Genomic DNA, 18,488 nt, shown 5'->3' with positions numbered 1-18,488 from the left:
CGCGCGTATCGCCGCTCAGCGCTGCAGGTGGCGCGACTTCTTGGCCTGTTTGCGCAACTGCAGGATCCGGGCGCCGCCGACGAGCGCGACCAGCGCGCCGCCGGCGATCACGGAGAACAGCATCGCGACGGCCAGCGGCATGCTGCCGGACATCCCCAGGAAGTGCACCGTGGCGGTGTCCTGGTTCTGCAGGATGAACACGAGCAGGAACACCAGCACGACCAGCGCCACGATGACGGCGATCCAGGTCCCGCTCACGCGGGTGCGTTTGAGCTTCGGGACGGCGTCGAACTTGCCGCTGTGGCGCGCGCCGCCAGCGGCTTCGGGCGGCTTGACGGGCTCGACCGGAACCTCGGCGGCACCCTCCTGCGGCTGCGTCATGCAGGACAGTGTCCGCCGAAGTGGGGTTGATCGCGCTCTCAAGCGTCCGAACGGGTGACCTCGTCCGCCGCGCGAAGCACGCGCAAGGTGTTCTTCCCGGCGAGCTTCGCGCAATCCTCTTCGCTCCAGCCGCGTTCCAGGAGCGCGGCGAAGAGGACCGGGTACTTCGAAACGTCCTCGAGGCCTTCGGGCAGCGTCGCGACACCGTCGTAGTCTCCGCCGAGTCCGATGTGGTCGACACCGGCCACGTCACGCGCGTGCTCGATATGCGCGACGACGTCGTCGATGGTCGCCTTCGGCTTCTCCGGGCCGCCCCGCTCCGCGGTGAACTTCGTGCGCAGATCGAGGTTGCGGTAGTCCTGGCCGGCGGCGTCCATGTCCTGGCGCAGCCGGTCGTCCCACTCCGCGACCTTCGGCGAGATGAAGCCCGGCACGAACGTCACCATCGCGACGCCGTCCTTGGCGGCCAGGGTTTCCAGGACGTCGTCGGGGATGTTGCGGGGGTGGTCGTTGACCGCGACGCACGACGAGTGACTGAAGATCACCGGCGCGGAACTGACCTCCAGCGCGGCGCGCATCGTGCTCGGCGCGACATGCGACAGGTCGACCAGCATGCCGATCTTGTTCATCTCGCGGACGACGTCGCGGCCGAAATCGGAGAGCCCGCCGTGTGCCGGTTCGTCGGTGCCGGAGTCGGCCCAGGTGGTGTTGTAGTTATGCGTCAGCGTCATGTAGCGGACGCCGAGGCGGCGCAGGATCCTGAGCACCCCAAGGGATTCGGCGATGCTGTGGCCGCCTTCGGCACCCAGCAGGGAAGCGATCTTGCCGTCGCGGAACGCGGCTTCCGCCTCGTCGGCGGTGTCCACCAGGGTCAGCCTGTCGGGGTACCGCTCGACCATCTGGTGCACGATCTCGATCTGTTCGAGGACCGCCGTGACCGCACTGTGCCCCTCGAACTGGCAAGGCACGTAGACGGACCAGAACTGCATCCCGAGCCTGCCCGCGGCGAGCTTCGGGAAATCGGTGTGCAGATGTGGCTGATCGACGGTGAGATCCGTGCCCGCCACGGCCTCGACCGGATCGGGTCCGGTCGTGACGCGCAACTCCCAGGGCAGGTCGTTGTGGCCGTCCGCGAGGAGCACGGATTCGAGCAGCGCCTGGGCGCGGACTAGTTCCCCGTTGGTCATCCGACGATCGTACGTTCGTCTACTTTGCTCTCCCCAGCCAGTCGGCGGCCGCGACCAAACCGTTGCCTGTCACGGTATGTCCGCCCGGATGGCGGTGTGCGACGACCTCGGCGGAGCGTTCGCGCAGGGCCCGGACCAAGGCTTCGGCCGACGCGAGCGGAGCCATCGGATCGTGCTCCCCGTTGGACAGGAACACTCGCGTACCGGACAAATCGTGTTGCGGTGGCGAAGGAACGGGCGACATCGCCGCGAACAGCGCGACCTCGCGGACGGCGTCCGGACGGAGCAGCGTCACCGCGGCGGCGATGTTGGCGCCGTTGGAGAACCCGATCGCGACGAGCCGCCTGTCTTCGATTCCGTAGTCTTTTCGTGCTGCCACTACGAAATCGGCAAGCTGGTTCGCACGGAAGACGACGTCCTCGTGGTCGAAGACACCTTCGGCCAGCCGCCGGAACCACCGCGCCGCACCGTGTTCGGACACCGGACCGGCGGGCGCGAGCAACGCCGAGGACGGGCTCAGTTCCCGTGCGAGCGGGACGAGATCGTCCGGCCCACCGCCGGTTCCGTGCAGGAGCAGCAGCACCGGCGCGTCCGGTGATCCCTCCACGTACTTGTGATCCAGCGAGTTCATCGCGATTCCGGATTGTTCTCGCTCGGGAGGTCCAGCTTCGGCAGCATCGCCTCGATGTCCTCACGCTTCGGCTCCAGCCACGGCGGCAGTTTCAGCGCGCGGCCGAGTTCCAGCAGCGGCTCGTCGATCGCGAACCCGGGTTCGTCGGTCGCGACTTCGAGCAGCGTGCCACCCGGCTCGCGGAAGTAGATCGAGCGGAAGTACTGACGGTCCAAAATGGACGTCACGTTCACACCGTCGTCGATGAGTTCGTCACGCCAGGCGGCCTGCGTCTCCTCGTCGGGCGCGCGCCAGGCGACGTGGTGCACGGTGCCCGCCGCCACGAGGCCGCGCGGCGCGTCCGGTGTCACCAGGACGTCGACCAGGGCACCGGGGCCGCCTTCACCGGCGGAGAACCGCAGGCGGTTGCCGTCCTGATGCTCGAAGGTCAGGCCGAGCCCGTCGGTCAGCATCCCGGCGGTCGCGTCCTCTTTGGACACCGAAAGCGTGACGGAGTGCAGTCCGCGGATGGCGTTCTCGGCGGGGACGAGTTTCGTGTCCCACGGGTCGCGCGGGTCGCCCTGTGGATGCGCGACGAGCGCGAGCTTCAGGCCGTCCGGGTCGGCGAAGGTGAGCGTCTCCTCGCCGTCGGAGTTGCGGATCTGACCGGTCTCGACACCGCTGTCAGCGAGATGCCGCTTCCACCAACCGAGGGAGGTCTCAGGCACGGAGAACGACGTGGTCGTCGCCTGACCGGTGCCGTGGCGCCCCTTGGGCGCGTCCTTCCACGGGAAGAACGTCATCAGGGAGCCGGGCTTGCCGGACTGGTCGCCGTAGTAGAGGTGGTACGTGCCGGGGTCGTCGAAGTTCACGGTGGTCTTCACCAGCCGGAGGCCGAGGGCCCGGGTGTAGAAGTCCGCGTTGCGCTGGGGATCGCCACCGATGGCGGTGACGTGGTGCAGGCCCGAAGTCTTGATCGACATGGTGCCCCTCCTCTGGGAGCCGGTGAAAGCAAGCTAACCCGACAACCTCTCGCGCGCAAGATATATTCCAGAAAGAGTTTGGGGTGTACCCTCGCCCGCGTGACAGCGGAACCGAACGACGATGAAGTGGTCACCTGGTGGGGCCTGGTGATCGAGGGCTACCTGGCGACGCAGAACAAGCTGATGGGCGAGATCGCCGACCGGTTCGGCCTGGCGCCGGCGTCGTTCGACATCCTTCTGCGGCTCGTGCGCTCGCCGGAGCACCGGATGCCGATGACGCGACTGGCCGTCGAGGCGGCGTTGTCCAGCGGCGGTTTCACCAAGGTCGCGGACAGACTGGTCGCCGCCGACCTGATCTGCCGCGTGCCCAGCCCGGACGATCGGCGCGTCACCTTCGCCGCCCTCACCGAGCACGGCCTCGACGTCGCGAACCAGGCGCGGGAGGCCTGCGCGGAGATCCTGCGGAGGATCGTTTTGGCTCCGCTCGGTGACGACGCGCACGCGCTCGCGGAGGCCATGCGGACCCTGCGCACGGTCAACGAGGGTTGAAAAACCGGCTCTGGCCTGTGCTTATCCGAAAGCGCAAGCTTTGACGATGCTCACCGAATCGACGATCACGACGATGCTCCCGGTGACCGACGCCGAACGCGCCGGCCGCTTCTACGCGGACTCCCTGGGCCTGCGCCGGACCTCCACCGGCGAAGACGGGACCGTCTACTTCGAGGCGGGCGCGGGCGCCATCGGCCTGCGCCCGATGCCCTCCGGATCGCAAAGCGAGAGCACCGCGCTGAGTTTCGAGGTCGACGACCTGCCCGCGGAGGTCCAGGCCCTGGAGGGCCGCGGCGTGCGCTTCCAGGACTTCGAGGCCGACGGCATCAAGACCGTCGGGCATATCGCCGACCTCGGGAAGGAACGCGCGGCCTGGTTCAGCGACAGCGAGGGGAACGTCCTCTGCCTGCACGAGGTCCTCGCCTGACCCCACCCCCGCAATTAGTCCTCTGCATGCGGTCGTTGCGCGTGCATCTACCGCGTTCAGAGGACTAATTGCGGGTGGGAGCAGGCGTGGGATCCGGCCGGTACTCCCGGACCTGGTACATGTCCTGCACCAGTTCCCGGATGACGTTTCGCCGGATCTTCCCGGTCGCCGTCTTCGGGAGTTCGCCCAGCTCGACGATGCCGCGCGGGCGTTTGAACGACGCCAGCCCGGCCCGGCAGAACTCGATCAGCTCGTCCGCGTCCAGCCGGTGGCCGGGCACCCCGACCACGCAGGCGACCGGTTTCTCGATACCGTCGGCGTCGAAGGTGGCCACGACGGCGACCTCGGCGACGGCCGGATGCCGCAGCAGCCGCTCCTCGACCTCGGCCGGGGACACCCAGATCCCGCCGGGTTTCAGCATGTCGTTGAACCGCCCGAGGCAGGTATAGGTCCCGTCGGCGTTGCGCACGAAGCTGTCGCCCGTCCGCAGCCATTCGCCCTGGAAGACCTGCTTCGTCGTCTCGTACCGCGCCCAGTAGCCGGTCGCGATCGACGGCCCGGACACGTAGAGCTCGCCGGGTTGCCCGTCCGGTACCGGCGCGCCGTGCTCGTCACGCAGGGCGACCTCGTATCCGGGCACCGGCACCCCGGTGCTGCCCGGGTGGACCTGACGCGGCCGGTTGGACAGGAAGATGTGCAGTGCCTCCGTCGAACCGATGCCGTCGAGGATCTCGACGCCGAACCGCTCGCGGAACCGGTCGTACAGCACGGCGGGCAGCGGTTCCCCGGCCGAAACCGCTTGGCGTACCGAGGAGAACGTGTCGTCCGGGATGTCCGCGGCGAGCAACGCCGCGTAGAACGTCGGGACGGCGAAGAAGAGCGTGGGCCGTTCGGCCTTGACCCGGGCGGCGATCAGCCCCGGGGTAGGACGTGCCGGTTCGAGCAGGGCCGTCCCGCCGGCCGCGAGCGGGAAGAACGCCGAATTCCCCAAGCCGTAAGCGAAGAACAGCTTCGGGACGGAGAGGAACCGGTCGTTCGGACCGGTGTCCAGCACGTCTCGCGCGTAGGTCTCGCAGACCGCCCGAATGCCCGCGTGCCGGTGCATCGCGCCCTTCGGCTTCCCCGTCGTCCCCGAGGTGTAGAGCCAGAGCGCGGGCGAATCCTCCCACGTCGGCGCCGCTTCGAAGCCATGAACATCCACTGTGGACAGATCGGTCCAGTCGTGCGCGCGGACCCCGGCTGGCAGTTCGGCCGCCTTCGCCCGGTCGAGCACGACATCGGTGACCTCGGGTGCCAGCCCCAGCGCGATCGTCGCCTGCGCGGCGAACTCGCCGGAAACGCACAGCACCCTGGCCCGCGAATCGGCCAGCACCTTGCCGAGGTCCATCCCGGTGACCATCGTGGACACCGGCACCGCGACCGCTCCGGCCAGCATCGCGCCGAGGATCCCGGTGAGCAGTTCGACGTCGTCGACCATGCAGAACAGGACCCGCTCCTCCGGGCGGACACCGATCGCCCGCAGCCCGGCCGCGACCCGGCGGGTCTCGGCCGCCAGCTCGGCGTAGGTGAGGCTCCGCCTCGGGGAAACGACCGCTTCCTTCGCTCCGCGCCCTTCCGCCAGATGCCGGTCGAGCAGGTAGCTCGCCGCGTTGAACCCGGTAGCTCCAGCGGTCACGGGCGCACCTTCTATCGGATCAGCTCAGGTAAACGTATTCGTAGTCGAACGGCTTTCCATTGATGCCCTGGCGAGGCGGCGCCACCCAGCTCGCGATCTTTCCTCGCTCGTACACCGGGTGCATCAGCGATCGGACGAAGGTCAGGTCTTCGGGAGTGGGCAGCCACTTGCGTTTGCCGGCCAGCCAGGTCCGCTCGTCGACAACCGTGCCGTCGGGCGTCACATGGTGGCCGGAGTTTATGCCGACTTCGCGATTGAATCCAGGGTGCGGGAGCACGAATCGGAAATCGATACCGGCCTCGTCCAGGATCTTGTTCCAGCGGTTGACCCCGGTCTGGCAGTCGGCCCGGTACTCCTCCCGCAGATCGAGGTTCAACAGCAGGATGGCCTGCAGTTCCTCGGTCTCCCAAGTGCCGTCGGCCCGCGGCCGGGACAGCGACCGGGCGGCGTCGGTGAGCTTGTGGTCGTCCTTGCGGCGGCCCTCCTGCCAGCGGCCTTTCAGTCCCGCGGTGTAGTAGTTCGCGGCGTTGGTGGAGGTCTCACTGCCGAAGAGGTCGAGCGAGACGGTGTAGTGGAAGTTGAGGTAGCGCTGGATGATCTCCAGCGGGATCCCGCCGTGCCCGGCGATGTCGAAGCTGTCGTGCTCGCGGATCAGTTCGGCACTGCGGGTGACCACCCGGTCCACGCCCGTGGTCCCGACGAACATGTGGTGCGCTTCTTCCTTGAGCATGAATTCACAAGTGCGGGAAAGCGGGTCGAAGCCGCTTTCCTTGAGCGTGCCGAGCTGATACTTGCCATCGCGATCGGTGAAATAGGTGAACATGTAGAAGGCGAGCCAATCCGCCGTCTCCTCGTTGAACGCGCCGAGGATCCGCGGGGCGTCCGGACTTCCGGAATTCCGGAGCAGTAATCCTTCCGCTTCTTCGCGGCCTTCCCGGCCGAAGTAGGCGTGCAGCAGATACACCATCGCCCACAGATGACGGCCCTCTTCGACGTTGACCTGGAAGAGGTTCCGCAGGTCGTAGAGGCTCGGCGCGGTCAGCCCCAGCAGTTTCTGCTGCTCGACCGACGCGGGTTCGGTGTCGCCCTGGATGACGATGAGCCGCTGCAGGTCGGCGCGGTATTCACCGGGAACCTGCTGCCAAGCCGGCTCGCCCTTGTGCTCGCCGAAGGAGATCACGCGATCGGGATCGGGCTCCGCGAGGAAGATCCCCCAGCGGTACTCGGGGACGTCGACGTGGTCGAAATGCGCCCAGCCGTCCCGGCCGACGCTGATCGCGGTGCGCAGGTAGACACCGTTGGTCTGCAGCGTGGGGCCCATTTCGCCCCACCAGTTCAGGAATTTCGGCTGCCAGCCCTCCAGCGCCCGCTGGAGCCGCCGGTCGCCGGAGAGGTCGACGTTGTTGGGGATCTTGGCGTCGTAATCGATCTTGGTGGGCATGGGGTTTCAGACCCGCTTCCTGTCGAAGACGGCCTTCTGACCAGTACCGTATCGACGCAGCGCGCCTTCGGGACCGGATGCGTTCGGACGGGTGAAGATCCAGTTCTGCCAGGCGGCCAAGCGGCCGAAGATCTTGCTTTCCAGTGTTTCGGGGCCGACGAACCGGTGGTTCGCCTCCATTCCGGTCAAGGCGTCCGGGCTCAGCGAAGCCCGTCCTTCCAGGGCGATCCGGATCTCGTCCTCCCAGTCGAGGTCGTCCGGGGCGTCGGTGACCAGGCCGAGTTCGTTCGCCTCTTCCGGGCTCAGCCGTTTTTCGCGTTCCTCCGCGAGCCTGGTGACATGCCCCGGGTCGCCGAAGAACCGGGACTCCAGGCGGGTAAGGCCGTTACCCATCGGAAGTCGGCCGAAGTTGGCTTCGGTCAACGTGATCGACGCTCGTTCTTCACTGTCTTCGTCGTCGATCGGCGGACCGTCCAAGATGTACTGCCTGTCCGCGGCGAGGGCGAGTTCCAGGAGAATCCCGGCGAAGCAGCTACCAGGCTCGATGAGCGCGATCAGGCTGCGGCTGGTGACGTCGAGCCGTTTCAGCGTCCTCTTGAAGTAGTGGACGATTTCGTTGCTCAGACAGTCTTTCGCGTCGAACACGGCCCGTTCTTGTTCGAGAACCTTCGCAGGATCGCCTTCGGTGCGGAGCACCCAGGTGCCGAGTTCGGGTTCGTTGGTGCGCAAGCGAAGGATCGCGTCATCCAGTTCGCGGGTGACGTCCAGCAGCCAGCCGTCGTCGTCTTCGGGCCCCTTGACGGTGATGGTCACTTCGGTGGCGCCGCACTCGATGTCGACATAGCGGTGCGTCAGCGGTGCCAGCTCGACGCCCTCGCCGTCGAGCCGCTCGCTCGTCCGCGCGAGCTCCTTCGCCCTGGCCAAGACGGCTTCGCGGAATCCCTGCCGGGGCACGAGTTCGTCGACGAGACGCCAGTCGACGGCCGTCCGCCCCTTGACGCCGTCGGGCCGCGTGGCGAAGACGTCGGCGAGATCCCTGCGCACACCGCGTTTGTCGACCACGCGGGTGAGCCCGCCGGTGCCGGGGAGGACGCCGAGAAGCGGGACCTCGGGCAGCGCGACGGTAGAGGAGTTGTCATCGACCAGCAGGATCTTTTCGCAGGCGAGCGCGATCTCGTAGCCGCCGCCGGCGCAGGTGCCGTTGACCGCGGCGACGTAGAGCTGCCCGGAATGCGCGGCCGCGTCCTCCATCGCGTTGCGGGTCTCGTTGGTGAATTTGCAGAAGTTCACCTTCCATTCGTGCGACGACGAGGCCAGCATCCGGATGTTCGCGCCCGCGCAGAAGACGTTGTCCTTCGCGCTGGTCACGATGACCACGCGGACCTCGGGATGCTCGAACCGCAGCCGTTGCGTCGCGTCGTACAACTCGATGTCGACGCCGAGGTCGTACGAGTTGAGTTTGAGCTCGTAACCCGGTACGAGACCCCCGTCGGCGTCGACATCGAGTTCGAGCCACGCGACGTCGCCGTCGGTGGACAGTTTCCAGTGCCGGTAGCCGCTGGGATGACGTTCGAACGTCACCGATGTGGTCCGCGTCACCCCCCGATTGTCTACATCTCGATGACTATCGTCAATGTTGTGTAGAAAGTTGGTCAGCCGCGGTCACCCGATTGAGCTTCGTCGCCGCCCAGGTCACGAAGCCCCACAACAGCAGCGCGGCGGCCGTATCGGTGTAGATCGTGGCGAACCAGAACGCCGGGATCCGCGGCACGTCGATCAGGAAATGCCCGAGACTGGCCAGCCCGGACAGCGAGAAGACCATCAGGAACGCGAGCGCCCGCCAGTAACGTCCGCGCACGTAGTCGCGGTAGCCGAGCACGCCGAACGTGGTGAAGAGGACGTAGGCGACGACGACCAGAACGGCGGCGACCCCGACCGGGACCCCCTCGACCTGCGGATAGTCGGCCGCCCTGAGCACGTTGTGCGCGTAGTGCAGCGTGGTGGACAACAGCGTGAAGGCCACGATCAGCCGCAGCGCGGTGAGGCCCCGGTTTCGAAGAGCTTCCATATTCGCCCCCTTGCGATTAGATAGATCGCTCTAGCGAGAGAGTAGCTCATGGTCGATGGGAGCTGAAGAGGACTTTCGTCCTGCCCGCCTTCCTGGCGGGAGTACGTCATTGCGCCAGGCGACGGTCGCGGGGGCGTGAGTGACAGGGCCGCCCACGCCCCCGAGAACGGCCCTGCGCGTGCAATGAACGGCCCGTTACTTGCAAATTTTGCAAGTAACGGGCCGTTCATTGCACGCACGACGTTCCCGAGTGCGGAGCCGTGGCCGGTCGAGAAGGTCGTGAGTGGCGATGCGGGGGCTCTTGAGGAACGGGGGCGGCGGAAGTGCCCCCGGCGGTGTTGCGAAAGCCACTTTCGCAACGTTGAAGGTTGCGAAAGTGGCTTTCGCAACCTCAAGGGTGGCCATCCGAGGGGGTCGCCTGCACGAGAAGGCCCCTTCACGAGCAGCAAGGCGTGAAGGTCGAGTTTCTCCGGCTGCAGCCGAGTGTTCCGAGTCCGTGAAGGCCTCCTTGAGGGACTCTGGGTCCCTCAAGGAGGCCTTCACGGACCACCGACCACCGACCACGGACCACGGACCACCGCCCACGGGAAGCGGTCGGAAATGTCGGTGGGTACGCGTAAAGAAGGAGGAATGCCCGAACCTCCCGTACCCCTGATCGGGGTCGAGAACCTGAAGATGCCCGAGTGGGCCGTGGTCGACGAGTCCGTGGCCGACGCCGGGATGGTCAAGGCCATCCGCGCGCTGCCGTCCGCCGTGGCGATCGTGCTGCGGCTGGCCTGGCGGACGTCGGCGCGGCTGACCCTGCTGGCCGGCGTCGTCCATGTGGTCTCCGGTTGTGTCACGGCCTTCGGGCTGCTCGCGACGGCGAACGTGTTCACCGCGTTGCTGGAGAGCGGGCCGACGCCGGACAGGGTGCTGGAATCGCTGCCCGCCCTGGCGGTCGTCACCGGCACCTACGCTTTGCGCGCGCTGCTCGACACGGCGGTCGCCGCGGTCGAGGGCGCGCTGCGGCCGCGGATCGTCACTTCGGCGGGCGACGACGTCACCGCGGCGATGGTCCGGGTGCGGTTGCTGGCCTTCGAGGACGCCGATTTCCGCGAACTGGCCAGGCAGGGCGCGCGGTACGGCGTCCGCGCCATCGAGATGAGCCTGCGCTGGATCGCGGATCTGACGTCGGCGCTGATCTCGCTGATCGCCGCGCTCGTGGCGGCGGGGCTGCTCAACCCGTGGCTCGCGCCGGTTCTCCTGCTCGCCGCGGCGGCCGACGGCTGGGCGGCGGCGAAGGTCGCCCGGCTGAACTACCGGCATTATCTCGACACGGTCGGCCGGAACATCCGGAAGTCGATCGTCGAGGAGGTGTCGACGTGGCGGTCGTTCGCGCTCGAACGGCACGCGCTCACCTTGCAGGAGCCGCTGCTGAGCGAGTACCGGCGGATCACCGAAAGCCTGATGCACGAAGAGGTCCGGCTCGCCCATCGCAGCAATCTGGTGCGGCTGACCGGCCGCGCCGCCGCCGGGGTGGGCACCGCGATCGCGTATTTCGTGCTCGGTTTCCTGCTCTACAGCGGGCAGATGGAGCTCGCGCTGGCCGGGACGGCCGTACTCGCCATGCGGACCGCGTCGAACTCGCTGTCCACCACGATGCACGCGATCAACTCGCTGTACGAGGACTCGTTCTACGTCGCGTTCTTCCACCGGCTGCTCGTGGAGTCCGAGGCCCGCAGCCCGGCGAAGGGCGGGCTGACGGCGCCGCCGGATCCGGAGGAGATCCGGCTGGAGAACGTCTCCTTCACCTACCCGGGCCAGGAAACCCCGGCGCTACGGGACATTTCGCTGACCATCCGGCGCGGCGAGGTCATCGCGCTCGTCGGCGAGAACGGGTCGGGCAAGACCACGCTCGGCAAACTGCTCACCGGGCTGTATCCGCCGTCCGAGGGAAAGGTGTCCTGGGACGACGTCGATCTCGCGGACGCCGATCACGAGTCGGTGCAGACGAACATCGCCGTGATCGCACAGGATCCCGCCGAATGGCCGATGACCGCGGCGCACAACGTGACCGTCGGACGGCTGGGCCGGGAAGACCCGGACCGCGCGGCGTGGCACGACGCGATCCTCTCCTCGGGCGCCGACGAGGTGATCGATTCCCTGCCCGCCAAGGAGAAAACAGTGCTGTCCAAGAAGTTCAACGACGGACAGGATCTCTCGGGCGGGCAATGGCAGCGGATGGGGATCGCCCGCGGCATCTACCGTGACGCCGCAGTCCTGGTCGCCGACGAACCGACGGCCGCGCTGGACGCCAAGGCCGAGGCACGCGTTTTCGCCGGCCTCCGGCACGCGAGTACGTCCGGCGCGGGCAGGCGGACCACGGTCCTGGTGACCCACCGGCTGGCCAACATCCGTTCCGCGGACCGGATCCTGGTGCTGGACAAGGGGCGGCTGATCGAACAGGGCACGCACGCCGAACTCATCGACGAAGGAGGGCTCTACCACGAGCTTTACGAAATCCAGGCTCGCGCATATCGCGGCGAGTAGTCACACTGTCCTGATGCCGGAGACAATCGCCGCCGTGAACGGCATCGAGCTGTGCCACGAGACGTTCGGCTCGCCGGATGGCAGGCCGTTGCTGATGATCATGGGCCTGGCCTCGCAGATGATCTGGTGGGACGACGAACTCTGCGAGACCCTGGCCGCCGAAGGCTTCCACGTCATCCGCTACGACAACCGCGACGCCGGGAAGTCCAGCCGGCTGTCCGGCCGGGTGAACCTTCCGCTGGCGTACACCCTGCGTGTGGCGCCGTACTCGCTGAAGGACATGGCGGACGACGCGGCCGCGCTGCTGGACGAACTCGGCATCGAGAGCGCGCACGTCGTGGGCGCGTCGATGGGCGGGATGGTCGCGCAGACCCTCGCCATCGAACACCCGGCGCGGGTGCGCTCGCTGACGTCGATCATGTCGACCACCGGCAACCGGTTCGTCGGGCGGCCGAGCGCCCGCGCGATCGCGATGCTGCTTTCGGCCCCGCCCAGGAATCGCGAGCAGTACGTGGACTACCTGTTGCGCACGTTCCGCGTCATCGGCTCGCCCGGTTACCCCTTCGACGAGGACCGGATGCGGGAGCGAGCCGAACGTTCCTTCGATCGCGGTGTCAATCCCGGCGGTACCGCACGACAGCTCGCGGCGATCATGTCCAGCCGCGATCGCTTCCGCGCGCTGCGGAAAGTGCGGGTTCCCGCCCTCGTCGTGCACGGTTCGAAGGATCCGCTCGTGCATGTTTCCGGCGGCCGGGCGACCGCCCGCGCACTGCGCGAGTCCGAATTGGACGTCGTCGCCGGGATGGGGCACGACATCCCGCGCCCGATCTGGCCGCGACTGGTGCGCGGTCTGGTCCGGACGGCCGACCGCGCGGAGGTCAAGACCCGGCGAGCGTGATCGAGCCCAGATGCGAGAAATGCGCCGCGACCCGTGAACCCGGGCGGAGGTCCACGGCGTCGGTCATCCCGCCGGTGAGCACGATCCAGCCCGGCTCCAGCGCGAGCCCGCGGGCTCCCAAGGCGTTGGCCGCCAAGGCCAGGGCTTCCGCCGGATGTCCCTGCACCGCGGCACCGGTGGCGGTGTCGACGATGGCGCCGTCGACCTCCAGCAGCGCCGCTTCCAGCGAAAGATCCAAGGAGGACGGCTCGGCGCCGATCGGTCCCAGCGTGAAATACGCCGAGGAACCGTTGTCCGCCACGGCGTCCGGCAGCTCGAACCGGTAGTCGCGATACCGGCTGTCGATGACCTCGACGCCGCCGTACACGCGGTCCACCGCCGCCAGCGCGGTCGCCGCCGTCACGCCGGGACCGGAAAGTCGTCGTCCCATCACGAAGACCAGTTCGGGCTCCGCGCGCGGATGGATCAGCTCGGGCACCGGGACGCCGGCGGGCAGGACCATCGCGTCGGTCAGCCACGCGAGCAACGGCGAGTCGATACCCATCCGCCGCTGTTTCGCGCGCGACGTCAGTCCCAGCTTCACGCCGATCACGGTCTCGCCGCGTTCCTGCCGAAGCCGCAGCGCCTCGTCCTGGATCGCGTACGCGGTGTGGACGTCCAAAGCGGGCCACGCGTCGGTCAGCGGCTCGCGTTCTTCCCCGGACAGCAGCGCTTCCGCCGCCTCCCGCACACCAAGACTCACGCCCGATCCTCCCCGGAGAACTTCGCGGTGACACTGCCCAGCCCCGCCATCGTCGCGACGACGGTGTCGCCGGGGCTCACCGGGATCGCGCGCGTCATCGAACCCGGCAGCACGACGTGCCCGGGTTCGAGCGAGACACCGAGCGGCCCGACCGTGTTCGCGAGCCAGACCAGCGCGTTCACCGGCGAGCCGAGCACCGCGCCGCCGGCTCCGGTGGCCGCGATCTCGCCGTTCTGGTGCAGGACGCAGCCCACCAGCCGGAGGTCGAGGTCGCCGATCGCGGTCGGCCTGCTGCCGAGCACCACACCGCCCGAAGACGCGTTGTCCGCGATGGTGTCGACGATGCTGATCTTCCAGTCCTGGATGCGGGAATCGACGATCTCCAGCGCCGGCACGACGAAGTCCACCGCCCGCAGCGCGTCCGCCACCGTGACGCCGGGGCCGCGCAGCCGCGAGCCGAGCACGAAGCCGATCTCCGGTTCGATCTTCGGCTGCAGGAACCCGCCGATCGGGATCGGCTGGTGTTCGAGGTGGAACATCGAGCCGGTCAAATGCCCGTAGTCGGGCTGGTCGACACCCATCTGGCGCTGCATGGCCGCCGACGCGAGCCCGACCTTGTGCCCGCGTACGCCGTCGCCGCGTTCGGCCCACTGGCGGACGAGCCGCTGCTGGATGCGGTACGCGTCTTCCAGGGTCGCGTCGGGGTACGTCTCGATCAGGGGCGCGATCGGCTTACCGGTCTCGTACGCGCTGAGCAGCGCGGCCGCGGCCTCCTGCAGCGTGCTGGCGTCCATGGGCTCCTTCCGACAGTCGGACTCTGCCCCCGTCACCCCCGGCCGCACAAGACGTCCGTTCCACTGGCCGGTACGCGCAGATTAGGCCGAAAGTGGCTTGTGCGGCCGCGATCATCACCTAGCCTGCACCCATGTCCGACTGGTCCCTCTCACGGGCGAAGACGAGGATCGACCGGCGTGAGGAGCTCGACGAGCTCACCGCGCGCATCCGTTACGAGGTGCGCGTGCACCTCAACGAGCCCACGGCGCACAACGCGTACGACGAGCTGACCGACATCTTCGCCATCGGGCACGCGGAATGTTCGGCGCTGCTGAAGCACCGCCGTGTCCTGCCGCTGTGGGAGCGGCTGCTGCTCAAGCGCTACACGCGCCGCCTCTACGGCAAGGCGATCTCGTCGACCGTCGGGGACCTCCCGGCCGACGCGGGACCGGCGCCCGCGGCCGCGTTCGGGCCGGAGATCGCCTCCCTGACCCCGGATTCCGGTGACACCGGCGCGAAGTACGACATGCAGGGCCGGGGGCTGGTCAACGTCTTCCGCATCGCCGCCGGCAGGCACGGCGAGAGCTGGACGGACCGCCACGACGTCGCGACGACGTCCGCGCGCAACGTCCTGACCTGCTCCGCGGTCTTCCTACGGCGCCGCGTCTGGCACGTCGTCTGGCCGGTGTACCGGGTACGCGGCCTGCGGCTCTGGAAACTCTAGGAATTCCCGGGCGGCCGCCGTCGTTGGAACCGGCATGACCGCCTCCGCCACCGAGATCCTCGCCGGATCGAAGACGATCGCCGTCGTGGGGCTGAGCCGCGATCCGGCCAAGGCATCCCACGGCGTCGCCGCCGTGCTGCAGGCACACGGCTTCCGGATCATCCCGGTCCATCCGTCCGCCGACGAACTTCTGGGCGAGAAGGTCTACCGCTCGCTCACCGACATCCCCGAGCCGGTCGATCTCGTCGATGTCTTCCGCCCCTCCGCGGATACCCCGCCGATCGCCGAGCAGGCCGTCGCGATCGGGGCGAAGGCGCTCTGGCTGCAGCAGGGGATCACTTCCGCCGAGTCGCGCCGGATCGCCGAAGAAGGCGGCCTCGAGTACGTCGAAGATCGCTGCACCGCGGTCGTCCGAGCGGTCGCGAACCTGTCTGTTCGTTAAAACCGAACTCCGCCCCGAACCCCTGACGCGATTTTCGCGACGGGGGTTCTTTCATATCCGTGAATAGAGATGAGAACCCTGAAGTCATATATCGAATCCGATAGGTGCGACCACTGGGCCAAACCGGTGATCTTCGACAGACCCGCCCGGAGCTGCGAAAACCTGCCTTGGTCGGTACTTCGTTAAGAAACCTTCCCAACATGGGCCGGAGCTGTTAACGTCCGAATCCGCTTAGCGGAAACAGGTACCGGTCATCGGTACCCCGGTCCAACGGAGGGCGAAGTGGGTACACCACGCGGCCTGGATTCCAGTGGCACACTCGAGCGCGGACTCGCGGTCCTCGAGCATGTGGGCCAGAACCAGGAGATTTCCACCAACGCGATCGCCAGGCAACTGGGTCTCTCCCGGAGCGCCGCCTACCGTATCGTCGGCACCCTCAAAAACCTCGAATACCTCGAAGCCGATCGCGCCACCGGCCGCGTCCGGCTCGGCACCCGGCTGGTCGAACTCGGCGCCCGCGCGATGGCGGCGACCGACCTCCACCGCTGCGCGCCGCGGTATCTCGCGTCGCTCGCGGAGCGGAGCGGGGAGACGACCTATCTCGCCGTCCCGGACAACGACACGATGGTCTACGTCGCCACCGAACGCAGCGCCAACGCCGTCACCCTCGCCTGCCGGCTCGGCACCCGCCGTCCGCAACACGCGACGTCGCTGGGCAAGGCGTGGCTGGCCGCACTGCCCGAACAGGACCGGCTCGAACGCATCCGCCGGATGAAGCTCGACAGCCTCACGCTCAAGACGATCATCGACCCCGCCAGGCTGCTCGACGACCTCGCCAGGACCAGCCGTCGCGGCTGGGCCGTCGACGAGGTCGAGAACGAACCCGACGTCGGCTGCGTGGCCGCCGCCGTGCGCGACCACACCGGACGGCCGATCGCGGCGATCAGCATCGCGGGCCCCGCCGGCCGGGTGCTCCGCAGGACCGACGAACTGGGCGCGACCGTCGCCGGGACGGCCGCCGCGCTGTCGCTCCGGCTGGGTTACGTGCGGGCGCAAAGGGGCTGACGCGGTGGGCTGGATCCAGGACTACCAGCCGGCGGGCGGGCTCTGGCTTTCGGCGGTGCTCGCCGCGCTGCCGATCATCGTGCTGCTGGTGGCACTGGGCGTCCTGCGCCGGTCGGCTCATCTTTCGGCCGCGCTGGCGCTGGTCACCGCGTTGCTGGTGGCACTGCTGCTGTACCGGATGCCCGCCGGGCTGGCCTTCGATTCCGCGGCCATGGGCCTCGTGTTCGGGGTGTGGTCGGTGGCCTGGATCGCGTTCCACGCCGTGTACTTCCACAACGTGACCGTCGCGACCGGACGGTTCGACGACATCAAGGCGGTCCTCGCCGGGTTCAGCGAGGACCGCCGCCTGCAGGCGCTGCTGATCGCGTTCGGTTTCGGCGCGCTCTTGGAGGGGATCGCGGGCGGCGGGTCGCCGATCGCGATCACCGCGGCGATGATGGCCGCGCTCGGGTTCCCGCCGGTGAAGGCGGTCGTGCTCGCGTTGCTGGCGAACACCGCGCCGGTCGCGTTCGGCGGCCTCGGCAACCCGCTGATCGTGCTGGGCAGGCTGACCGCGCCGATCCTCGGCATGAAACAGGAACAGGCGACGGATCTGTTCTCGTCGATGGTCGGCCGTCAGCTTCCCCTGCTGGCCTTGATCGTCCCGGGATTCCTGATCGTGGTCCTCGCGGGCTGGAAACGGATGGTCGAGGTCTGGCCCGCGGTGCTGGCGGCGGGCCTGTCGTTCGCGGTCATGCAGTTCGTCACCTCGAACTTCATCAGCCCGAGCCTCGTCGACGTCGTCGCCGCGCTCGCCGCGATGGCTTCGCTGTGGATCCTGACCCGGTTCTGGCAGCCGTCGACGGTTTGGCGTTTCGAAGGCGAAGAACCGGTGAAGACCGGCGCGAGCCTCGGTGCCGCGAAGGCCGAACGCGGCGCGCTGTACGCGTGGGCGCCGTACATCGTCCTGATCGTCGCGATCTTCCTTTCCCGGATCGGCACGATCTTCAAGGATCTGCCCCCGTGGCTGGACCTGACCGCGTTGCTACACAAGGCCGACTGGGTGTTCGCCTGGCCGGGGCTGCACAAGGAGGTCGTCCAGCACGCGCCGATCACGCCGAAGGACACCCCGTACGCGGCGACGTTGACCGTCGATTTCCTTTACTCACCGGGAACCGTCGCACTCGTCGCGGCGATCGTGGCGGGTTTCGCGATGGGCGCGAAACCGGGACTGCTGCTCGCGACCTACCGGCGGACACTGCACCAGATGCGGTGGGCCCTGGCGACGATCTTCATGATCCTCGCGATCGCGTTCGTGATGAACTACTCGGGTGCGACGCAGACACTCGGCCTCGCACTGGCGACGACCGGCGTGCTGTTCCCGTTGTTCTCCGCCTACATCGGCTGGCTCGGCGTCTTCCTCACCGGCTCCGACGCGTCGACGAACAGTCTCTTCGGGCCGATGCAGGTGATTTCGGCACAGCAACTGGGTGTCGACCCGATCCTCGCCGGCGCGACGAACACCTCCGGTGGCGTGATGGGCAAGATGATCTCGCCGCAGAACCTGTCCATCGGCGCCACCGCGATCGGACAGTCCGGAAAGGAAGGCGCGCTGCTGCGCCAGACGTTCCTGTGGTCGGTGCTGCTGACCGCCGTGGTCGGGGTGATCTCGCTGCTTCAGGCCACGATCTTCACGTTCATGATCCCTTCGTGAGTGGCAAGTGTCGTTCTAACGCGGCCTAACCCTCACGGCCCCCTTGCCCGCCCCTGCTCTGGTGTTGCGAAAGCCACTTTCGCAACCTTCAACGTTGCGAAAGTGGCTTTCGCAACACCCGCCACGCGGCCGGACGCAACGATCGGCACGGCCATGCCACAGGCCTTACCCCTCGTCAGAACACGAATCGCCACTCACGACCAGCTGTACCGACCACTCACGAAATGTGTCCACAATGGTCACGCGATCTTTACCGGCCATTGCTCTGGATGGATGAACACATGTCCCATTCACCGG

Annotated in this window: 18 protein-coding genes; 8 read left to right on the top strand and 10 right to left on the bottom strand. The window is 67.8% G+C overall.

Annotated elements, in window-relative coordinates; translation table 11 throughout:
- Positions 1 to 15 precede the first annotated feature (15 nt).
- Genes H5J31_RS10095 through H5J31_RS10080 form a run of 4 tightly spaced genes read right to left on the bottom strand, consistent with a single transcriptional unit; the run spans position 16 to position 3,161 of the window.
- Positions 16 to 381 carry a LapA family protein gene (locus H5J31_RS10095; RefSeq protein ID WP_181772227.1) on the bottom strand — a complete coding sequence of 122 codons (366 nt, stop codon included), beginning with the start codon at positions 379 to 381 and terminating at the stop codon, positions 16 to 18.
- A 38-nt stretch (positions 382 to 419) separates the two neighbouring features.
- Positions 420 to 1,568, bottom strand: coding sequence for a dipeptidase (locus H5J31_RS10090; RefSeq protein WP_181772226.1), 1,149 nt, complete (start codon positions 1,566 to 1,568; stop codon positions 420 to 422).
- A gap of 19 nt (positions 1,569 to 1,587) precedes the next feature.
- Entirely contained in the window at positions 1,588 to 2,199 is a 612-nt protein-coding gene (locus H5J31_RS10085; protein WP_181772225.1) for an alpha/beta hydrolase, read from the bottom strand.
- Entirely contained in the window at positions 2,196 to 3,161 is a 966-nt protein-coding gene (locus tag H5J31_RS10080) for a ring-cleaving dioxygenase (protein ID WP_181772224.1), read from the bottom strand. The genes H5J31_RS10085 and H5J31_RS10080 overlap by 4 nt, the downstream gene beginning before the upstream one ends.
- Positions 3,162 to 3,260: 99 nt before the next feature.
- On the opposite strand from H5J31_RS10080, the gene H5J31_RS10075 reads away from it, so the two are divergent.
- Positions 3,261 to 3,710 (top strand): MarR family winged helix-turn-helix transcriptional regulator, encoded by a 450-nt coding sequence (locus tag H5J31_RS10075; RefSeq protein ID WP_181772223.1) that lies wholly within the window; start codon positions 3,261 to 3,263, stop codon positions 3,708 to 3,710.
- A gap of 46 nt (positions 3,711 to 3,756) precedes the next feature.
- A complete protein-coding gene (locus H5J31_RS10070) occupies positions 3,757 to 4,137 on the top strand; it encodes a VOC family protein (RefSeq protein WP_181772222.1) in 381 nt (126 codons plus the stop codon).
- A gap of 64 nt (positions 4,138 to 4,201) precedes the next feature.
- Here the strand turns inward: H5J31_RS10070 and H5J31_RS10065 are convergent, their stop codons facing one another.
- The 4 genes from H5J31_RS10065 to H5J31_RS10050 are packed head-to-tail and all read right to left on the bottom strand — an operon-like array spanning position 4,202 to position 9,321.
- Entirely contained in the window at positions 4,202 to 5,812 is a 1,611-nt protein-coding gene (locus tag H5J31_RS10065; RefSeq protein ID WP_181772221.1) for a benzoate-CoA ligase family protein, read from the bottom strand.
- A 19-nt stretch (positions 5,813 to 5,831) separates the two neighbouring features.
- Positions 5,832 to 7,253, bottom strand: a complete 1,422-nt coding sequence (gene boxB / locus H5J31_RS10060; protein ID WP_181772220.1) for a benzoyl-CoA 2,3-epoxidase subunit BoxB — start codon at positions 7,251 to 7,253, stop codon at positions 5,832 to 5,834.
- 6 nt (positions 7,254 to 7,259) lie between these two features.
- Positions 7,260 to 8,852: a 2,3-epoxybenzoyl-CoA dihydrolase gene (gene boxC, locus H5J31_RS10055; RefSeq protein WP_181772219.1), complete on the bottom strand. Its 1,593-nt coding sequence runs from the start codon at positions 8,850 to 8,852 to the stop codon at positions 7,260 to 7,262.
- A 31-nt stretch (positions 8,853 to 8,883) separates the two neighbouring features.
- Positions 8,884 to 9,321, bottom strand: coding sequence for a hypothetical protein (locus H5J31_RS10050; protein WP_181772218.1), 438 nt, complete (start codon positions 9,319 to 9,321; stop codon positions 8,884 to 8,886).
- Positions 9,322 to 9,951: 630 nt separating this feature from the next.
- Between H5J31_RS10050 and H5J31_RS10045 the strand changes: the two genes are divergently transcribed.
- Positions 9,952 to 11,853, top strand: a complete 1,902-nt coding sequence (locus tag H5J31_RS10045) for an ABC transporter ATP-binding protein (RefSeq protein WP_181772217.1) — start codon at positions 9,952 to 9,954, stop codon at positions 11,851 to 11,853.
- A gap of 13 nt (positions 11,854 to 11,866) precedes the next feature.
- Entirely contained in the window at positions 11,867 to 12,751 is an 885-nt protein-coding gene (locus H5J31_RS10040; protein ID WP_181772216.1) for an alpha/beta fold hydrolase, read from the top strand.
- Here the strand turns inward: H5J31_RS10040 and H5J31_RS10035 are convergent.
- Together H5J31_RS10035 and H5J31_RS10030 are read right to left on the bottom strand one after the other, a co-directional pair.
- Entirely contained in the window at positions 12,732 to 13,493 is a 762-nt protein-coding gene (locus H5J31_RS10035) for a 2-keto-4-pentenoate hydratase (RefSeq protein ID WP_181772215.1), read from the bottom strand. The two genes, H5J31_RS10040 and H5J31_RS10035, sit on opposite strands and share 20 nt — an antisense overlap.
- Complete coding sequence (locus H5J31_RS10030) at positions 13,490 to 14,287, bottom strand: 2-keto-4-pentenoate hydratase (protein ID WP_181772214.1); 798 nt, start codon at positions 14,285 to 14,287, stop codon at positions 13,490 to 13,492. The genes H5J31_RS10035 and H5J31_RS10030 overlap by 4 nt, the downstream gene beginning before the upstream one ends.
- A 131-nt stretch (positions 14,288 to 14,418) precedes the next feature.
- Between H5J31_RS10030 and H5J31_RS10025 the strand changes: the two genes are divergently transcribed.
- The 4 genes from H5J31_RS10025 to H5J31_RS10010 all read left to right on the top strand — a co-directional run bounded on the left by H5J31_RS10025 (position 14,419) and on the right by H5J31_RS10010 (position 18,191).
- Positions 14,419 to 14,991, top strand: coding sequence for a hypothetical protein (locus H5J31_RS10025; RefSeq protein WP_181772213.1), 573 nt, complete (start codon positions 14,419 to 14,421; stop codon positions 14,989 to 14,991).
- A gap of 34 nt (positions 14,992 to 15,025) precedes the next feature.
- On the top strand, positions 15,026 to 15,433 hold the full coding sequence (locus H5J31_RS10020; RefSeq protein ID WP_181772212.1) for a CoA-binding protein: 408 nt from the start codon (positions 15,026 to 15,028) through the stop codon (positions 15,431 to 15,433).
- Between the two features lie 282 nt (positions 15,434 to 15,715).
- Positions 15,716 to 16,498 carry an IclR family transcriptional regulator gene (locus H5J31_RS10015; protein WP_044853795.1) on the top strand — a complete coding sequence of 261 codons (783 nt, stop codon included), beginning with the start codon at positions 15,716 to 15,718 and terminating at the stop codon, positions 16,496 to 16,498.
- 4 nt (positions 16,499 to 16,502) lie between these two features.
- A complete protein-coding gene (locus H5J31_RS10010; protein WP_181772211.1) occupies positions 16,503 to 18,191 on the top strand; it encodes an L-lactate permease in 1,689 nt (562 codons plus the stop codon).
- Positions 18,192 to 18,488 lie beyond the last annotated feature (297 nt).

This window comes from Amycolatopsis pittospori (genome assembly GCF_013870525.1).
GTDB lineage: Bacteria > Actinomycetota > Actinomycetes > Mycobacteriales > Pseudonocardiaceae > Amycolatopsis > Amycolatopsis pittospori.
The sequence above is the reverse complement of the archived record's forward strand: the minus strand, read 5'-3'. Positions and strand labels throughout refer to the sequence as shown.

Bases quoted from the DNA above. Each gene is read 5' to 3' on its own strand.
- H5J31_RS10085 (WP_181772225.1), bottom strand. From the start codon at position 2,199: ATGAACTCGCTGGATCACAAGTACGTGGAGGGATCACCGGACGCGCCG.
- boxB (WP_181772220.1), bottom strand. From the start codon at position 7,253: ATGCCCACCAAGATCGATTACGACGCCAAGATCCCCAACAACGTCGAC.
- H5J31_RS10090 (WP_181772226.1), bottom strand. From the start codon at position 1,568: ATGACCAACGGGGAACTAGTCCGCGCCCAGGCGCTGCTCGAATCCGTG.
- H5J31_RS10025 (WP_181772213.1), top strand. From the start codon at position 14,419: ATGTCCGACTGGTCCCTCTCACGGGCGAAGACGAGGATCGACCGGCGT.
- H5J31_RS10020 (WP_181772212.1), top strand. From the start codon at position 15,026: ATGACCGCCTCCGCCACCGAGATCCTCGCCGGATCGAAGACGATCGCC.
- H5J31_RS10045 (WP_181772217.1), top strand. From the start codon at position 9,952: ATGCCCGAACCTCCCGTACCCCTGATCGGGGTCGAGAACCTGAAGATG.
- H5J31_RS10080 (WP_181772224.1), bottom strand. From the start codon at position 3,161: ATGTCGATCAAGACTTCGGGCCTGCACCACGTCACCGCCATCGGTGGC.
- H5J31_RS10040 (WP_181772216.1), top strand. From the start codon at position 11,867: ATGCCGGAGACAATCGCCGCCGTGAACGGCATCGAGCTGTGCCACGAG.
- H5J31_RS10050 (WP_181772218.1), bottom strand. From the start codon at position 9,321: ATGGAAGCTCTTCGAAACCGGGGCCTCACCGCGCTGCGGCTGATCGTG.
- H5J31_RS10070 (WP_181772222.1), top strand. From the start codon at position 3,757: ATGCTCACCGAATCGACGATCACGACGATGCTCCCGGTGACCGACGCC.
- H5J31_RS10095 (WP_181772227.1), bottom strand. From the start codon at position 381: ATGACGCAGCCGCAGGAGGGTGCCGCCGAGGTTCCGGTCGAGCCCGTC.
- H5J31_RS10030 (WP_181772214.1), bottom strand. From the start codon at position 14,287: ATGGACGCCAGCACGCTGCAGGAGGCCGCGGCCGCGCTGCTCAGCGCG.